This window comes from Streptomyces sp. NPDC059010 (genome assembly GCF_042740355.1).
In the GTDB taxonomy this organism is placed as follows: Bacteria; Actinomycetota; Actinomycetes; order Streptomycetales; family Streptomycetaceae; genus Streptomyces.
Window position 1 is genome coordinate 262,207 of the sequence record NZ_JBHYJA010000001.1, and the last position, 5,982, is coordinate 268,188.

General features: G+C 71.7%; 3 protein-coding genes and 1 pseudogene. 1 reads left to right on the forward strand and 3 read right to left on the reverse strand.

Annotation, left to right across the window (positions count from 1 at the left end):
• Window positions 1–41: 41 nt before the first annotated feature.
• Window positions 42–254, forward strand: a complete 213-nt coding sequence (locus ACFWYS_RS01365; protein ID WP_384762224.1) for a hypothetical protein — start codon at window positions 42–44, stop codon at window positions 252–254.
• Between the two features lie 7 nt (window positions 255–261).
• On the opposite strand, the gene ACFWYS_RS01370 is transcribed toward ACFWYS_RS01365, so the two are convergent.
• The 3 genes and pseudogenes from ACFWYS_RS01370 to ACFWYS_RS01380 all read right to left on the reverse strand — a co-directional run.
• Entirely contained in the window at window positions 262–2,388 is a 2,127-nt protein-coding gene (locus ACFWYS_RS01370) for a hypothetical protein (protein WP_384761916.1), read from the reverse strand.
• A gap of 112 nt (window positions 2,389–2,500) precedes the next feature.
• Window positions 2,501–3,490 (reverse strand): hypothetical protein, encoded by a 990-nt coding sequence (locus ACFWYS_RS01375; RefSeq protein ID WP_384761918.1) that lies wholly within the window; start codon window positions 3,488–3,490, stop codon window positions 2,501–2,503.
• A 338-nt stretch (window positions 3,491–3,828) separates the two neighbouring features.
• Window positions 3,829–5,877: pseudogene (locus ACFWYS_RS01380) on the reverse strand (glycoside hydrolase family 3 N-terminal domain-containing protein); the annotation flags it as partial.
• Between the last annotated feature and the right edge of the window lie 105 nt (window positions 5,878–5,982).

Genomic DNA, 5,982 nt, shown 5'->3' on the forward strand with positions numbered 1-5,982 from the left:
CGCCCCCGCTCGCTCCGTGTGGCGCGGCGCGGCCGCGCGCGGTGTCCGCCACCCCCCGCGCCCGCGCGCCCGCGCCCCTCCGCCCGCCCACCCGCGCGGGGGGGGGGGGGGGGGCCCGCCCCCCCCAGGACCGGGTGCTCGTCATCACCTGGTGGGATGCGCCGTACGATGCCGAGCTGCCCGAACTGCCCGAGCCCGGGGAGGGTCTGGCGGCCCGGGCAGTTCATCGATGGCGGTTCGAGTCGGTGGGCTGACGGGCGGTCAGCCGCCGAACTCGTCGTCGATGCTGTGCCTGGTCTCCTCGACCTGGCGGCGGACCGTCTCGATGACGTGGGGGCGGTACACCCCGGAGTCGAAGCGTTCCACGAGGCTGTTCAGGACGCCGTCCGACTGCTTGCGGTCGCCGTCGCGGGCGTGGGCGCGGGCGAGACGGCGCATCACCATGTTGAGGGTGATGTCGTCGACGCCGTTGCCCTCCGTGGTGGCCTTGACGACGGCAGTGAGCCGGCCGATGGCCTCCTTCGGCTCGGGGGAACGCACCTTCAGGGCGGCCTTGTCCGCCGTCAGGTACTTGAACTCGTGCTCGGCGTTGAGCCCTTGGACCATGCGGGCGTAGACGGCGAGCGGGTGCTTGCCATGGTGCTTGACGACCTCCTGGAGCGCGTCGTTGCCGGCCCGCAGTGACGGCGAGTCGGACCCGCGCAGGGCGAACAGCGTGCCCTGCTCCTCGCCCAGCATCAGCTCGGCGACCTGTTCGTCGCTCTCACTGCGGGGATGGCGGACGACGGTCCGCAGCACCGGCGAGACGATGCGGGAACCGTCCGCGGCCACATAGGCGGCGCGCAGCTGGTAGGTGCCCGGCTGCTGGAAGTAGTGCCCGTCCTGGCCGTAGCCCACATACGCGCTCGCGTACACCGCCGGGTTCCGCTCGGGATGCAGCCGGGTCGTGGCCTCGGCGTCGACGCAGCGGCGCATCAGCGGCCGGTAGAGCACGGTACGGCCGGACGGCTGGCGGATGGCGACGCTGACCAGTTCGTAGTCCGGGTGGAGATACTCGTGCACGGAGCGGCCGCGCAGATCGGTCGTACTGAGCCGGAGCTCCACGACGACGGGTTCACCGTACGCATAGGTCGGCTTCGTCGCGCGCAGGTCCAGCACCAGCCCGGACTCGTCCACGACGGGTTCGTCGAACAGGTCCGGGTCGATGTCGGCCGCGCCCCTGCCGAAGGGGTTGGCCCCCATGATCACGTCCCGGTAGAAGCCGTGCCGCAGATGCACCAGCTCGGCGGCGGTGAAGCTGAACGGGAACGCCCTCCAGTAGGCGGCCGCGCCCTCCGGGTTCGGTGGGGCCGGGTCGGGGTCGTAGTTCTGCGGGTAGTTCATCCACGACAGGTCGCCGAAACCGCGGTTCGGGCCGAGCGGCGCCGGGGGAGTGGCGAGGTCCTTCTGCCATGAGTGCAGCAGGTTGAAGGCGTGCCCGAGCTCGTGCACATACGTCCGCAGCTGGGCCCGCTGGGACTCCGGATCCATGCCCTGGATCAGGTCGTAGAACACGGCACAGCCCTGCCGCTGGAAGGCGTCCTGGGCGTCGAACATGATGCCGCGGACACCCGGGTTGCCCTCGAAGCGGCTGGCGACCAGCAGCCACACCATCCACTGCGGGACGTTGCGCCACAGACTGAAGTTGGTCTGCATGGCGGCGTGCAGCTCCGCGATGGTCCAGCCGTTCTGGCTGTCGCCGAGGACGTTGGCCGCGCCGCCCACCACGAGGTCGATGCCGGCCTCGGCGAAGGCCCTGGGCACGGTCAGCACCCGGGCCGGGCTGCCCGGCGGCTGCGGCAGCGATCCGGTGTTGTACGACACGAAGGGGACCTTGCCGGTCACCGAGTCCTGCTCCCACTGGACCGTACGGAAGTACGCCGAGCGGAACGAGCAGACGTAGGTGACGCCCACGAAGTTGGGCGGCCTGATGAACCGTACGACGGCGGCGGCGCGCGGCTGGACGACCGGCCGGCGCGGGATGGTCACCTCCACGAACGGGAACAGGAACGGGGTCGGGCCGCTGAAGCGTCCCTGCCCCCTGATCACCACCTGCTGCGGTGACACGGTGACGGCGGGGGCGTCCACGATGAAGGAGCCCGCATAACTCGTGGTGCTGCCGCTGGAGGTGAAGAAGTCGCCGCTGACCTTCCGCAGCGTGCCGGGGCCGTCCACGTCGACCCTGAGTTCGAGTATGCGGAGGCCGGTACTGCGGTAGCGGCCGCGGGTGAGATGGAAAGCTGCGGGAGCCGCGGCGATCGGCTCGCCGGTGATGTCCGCGACCGCGATCTCACCGACTTCCCGATGGCCATTGGTTTCCGGCTCGGTGAGATAAGCGGCGGATTCCACTCCGGTCTCCGGATAATCCGCGGTCTCCGGGGCGGGAATGAGTGTTTCGGCGGGTTTGGTTGTCTCGGCTGCTGGATCTCCGGTGGATGATGACATGTCGCTCACTCGCAATTCAGCGGATGACGATCGATTGGTGGGTCTGGAAAAGGCCGCACCATTCGGTGTAGCCGCCCCGGTCGCAGGTGTACGGGTTTGTGATGAGCTTGTTCGAGTTGTCGACGTTCCTGGCCGGGGTGCCGCCCGGCTTGTGGGCCCAGATGCCGCCCGGGTGCAGGCGGTACCAGTGGTAGTCGCGTCGGCCGAAGATCGTGCCGGTGACCAGCGCCACCACATAGCGCAGCGAACCGGCCGGCTGGCAGTTGCCCCACGTCCGCAGACCGTCGCGCAGCGCTCCCGTGGAGACCTCGTTGCAGCGCACCGTGCCGGGGATGGTGTAGCCGTGCGCGCGTCCGGGCTGGGCGAAGGTGTTGGTGCGCCGGTTGACCGCGAAGTTGTAGCAGTTGTTGTACGGCTGGGTGTCCGGGCGGTTCCAGAACCCCGGGTTGAACGGTGTGACGTCGTAGGAGCAGGTCGGCGCTGCGGGATGAACGAGCGTCTGGAGCAGTTTCTCGACCTCCAGCGCACCGGCTTCGGAGAAGTTCCCCGACTCGGTGGGCTCGATCGTCGTCGCCCCGCCCGCGCCCTCACGCGTCGTGTGCCGGATCTCCTGCCGTACGCCCTCCCGGAACTCCTCGGGCCAGCCGGTCTCCTCGCCGCCCGCCGTGTCCGCCCCCGCGGCGCTTGCCTCGTCACCCTCGTCGCCCTCGCCGACCGGCATCGTCGCCAGCAGCTGCTCGGCCACCTCCGCGCTCGCGAACGGGTCCTGTGCGCCGCCTCCGGCCAGTTCGAACCTCGGCGGCAGACCCGCCGTGTCGAGGTCGTCGGTGATCTCCACCTGGATGCCGCGGAATCCCAGCCCGGTGAAACCGCTGGAAATCTCGGCGACCCCGGAGCGGTTGCGCGATATGAGCCGAATCAGATCGCGCGCCTGGTCCGCGTCCTGGATTTCCCAGGTGGGGTTGGTGCGCCCCGAGAAGATGTCAACGGTGATGCGCAGGCCCATGACTGCTCCCCCTTTCGTCCCGTGCCCCCGCACGGGACGCTCCAGCCGCCCCGCGACAATTCAGGTGTCGAACGGGGCCACGGCCGTGGATGTCGTAGGCGACTTGTACTGCCGCCCCGACAGAGCGTCAATAAAACAGAAACGCGAACTCGCCGTGGAAATCGGAGATCTCCGGAACGGCGAGGATCACATTCCGCTCGGCCGGATTCTGCGGTATCCGCGCGTGAACGCCCCTGCGGTGCGCGGAGTGCGGGGGTCCGGGCGGCGAGCGGCGCCCGGCATGGCGTAGCGGAAATGGGGACGTCCGGGGGACGGGGGCGTACTGCGGGCGAAGCGGCTCACCCCACCCCGGACACCGATGCCTCGCACCGCAGCCGCCGGTCGGGGCCGAGCTCCCGCAAGGGACCGGTGAGCGTCAGCCGCGCCGTGTGCCGCACGTCCGCGCTGGATGCCGCCAGCCGCAGCTCCAGTGCGCCCGGTTCCACCACCCGCCGCCCCGAGCGGTCGGTGAACGACGACAGGTCCGCGTGGAAGCGGAAGGTCACCCGCGCCGCCTCACCCGGCGCCAACTCCACCCGCCGGTAGCCGATGAGCCGCACGTCCGGGCGGGTCACCGAGGCCACCGGGTCGTGCAGATACAGCTGGACCACCTCCGCGCCGGCCCGGTCGCCGGTGTTGCGGATCGTCGCCGACACGTCGTACGAGCCGTCCGTGCCGATCTCCGGCGCCGGTCCGCCCTCCTCGCCCGTGAAGTCCGACCAGGTGAACGACGTGTACGAGCGCCCGTGTCCGAAGGCGTACAGCGGGGTCGGGTCCAGGTTGCTGACCTCGCCCGCCAGTCCCAGCGGGGGCTGGAGATAGGTCCACGGCTGGCCCCCGGGCACCTGCGGCACGCTCACCGGCAGGCGTCCCGACGGGTTGACGCGGCCCGACAGCACTCCCGCCACCGCCGGGCCGCCCTCCTCCCCCGGGAAGAACGCCTGGACGACCGCGGCCAGCCGGCCGTGCCAGCGGCCGAGTGCGTACGGGCGGCCGGTGAGGAGGACCAGGACGACCGGGACGCCGGTCGCGATCAGCGCGTCCAGCAACTCGGCCTGGACGCCCGGCAGTCGGAGGTCGGTCACATCGCAGCCCTCGCCGGAGGTGCCCCGCCCGAACAGGCCCGCCCGGTCGCCCAGTACGGCGAGGCAGACATCCGCCTCCGACGCCCGCGCCACCGCCTCCTCGATGCCCGCCGTGTCGGGGTCGGACACCCCGCAGCCCTCGGCGAACGTCACCTTGGCGTCGGGGAGTTCGGTGCGCAGGGCCTCCAGGAGGGTCGGGATCTCGATGCCCATCGGCACCTCGGGGTGGTGCGTGAGGACGTGGGACGGGAAGGAGTAGCAGCCCAGCATCGCCAGCGCGTCCGCCGCGCGCGGGCCGACGACCGCGACACGGGCGTCCGGGGGGAGGGGCAGGGCCTCGTCCGGGTTGTCCAGCAGGACCACCGACTCCTCGGCCACCCGGCGGGCCAGGGCACGGTTCCCGGGGGAGTCCAGGTCGAGGTGCGACGGCGTCGGCCCCTGGTCCCAGCCCTCGTCCAGGAGACCCAGCTCGCACTTCTGCAGCAGCACCCGGCGGGCCGCGCGGTCCACCAGTTCCTCCGGGACCTCGCCTGCCCGGACCGCTTCGACCAGCGGTTTTCCGTAGCACTTCAGGCTAGGGAGTTCTACGTCGATGCCGGCCGCCAGCGCCGTGTGCGCGGCCTGGGCCGGGCTGCCCGCCACCCGGTGCAGGGTCTGAAGGAAGCCGATGCCGAAGTAGTCGGCGACCACCGTGCCCGTGAAACCCCACTGCTCACGCAGGAGTTCGGTCAGCAGCGCCGGGTCCGCCGAGGCCGGTACGCCGTCCGTCTCGTTGTACGCCGCCATCACCGAGCGCGCCCCGCCCTCGCGCAGCGCCATCTCGAACGGGGGGAGCGTGACGTCCGCGAACTCGCGGACGCCCGCCCGCACCGGTGCGAGATTGCGGGCGCCCGCCGAGGAGGCGTACCCGGCGAAGTGCTTGAGCGTGGCGACGACCCCGGCCGACTCCAGGCCCCGGACGTACGCGGCGCCGATCGTGCCGGTCAGGTACGGGTCCTCGCCGATGGTCTCCTCGACCCGGCCCCAGCGCGGATCGCGTACGACGTCCAGGACCGGGGCCAGACCCTGGTGCACACCGGCCGAGCGCAGGTCCTGGCCGATGCGCCGGGCCATCTCCTCGACGAGCGGGGGGTCGAAGGTGGCTCCCCAGGCCAGCGGGACCGGATACGCCGTGGCCTGCCAGGCCGTGAAGCCCGCCAGGCACTCCTCGTGGGCCATCGCCGGGATGCCGAACCGGCCCGCCTCGGCGATACGGCGCGGGGGGGGGGGCGCGCGGGCCCCCCCCCCACCCCCCGAGACCGGCGCGGTGGGCGAAGGGCGGGTGTGGGTGGGCGGGGCGGGGGGGTGTGAGCCCGCCCCCGCGCGGGT

Bases quoted from the DNA above. Each gene is read 5' to 3' on its own strand.
- ACFWYS_RS01375 (WP_384761918.1), bottom strand. From the start codon at position 3,490: ATGGGCCTGCGCATCACCGTTGACATCTTCTCGGGGCGCACCAACCCC.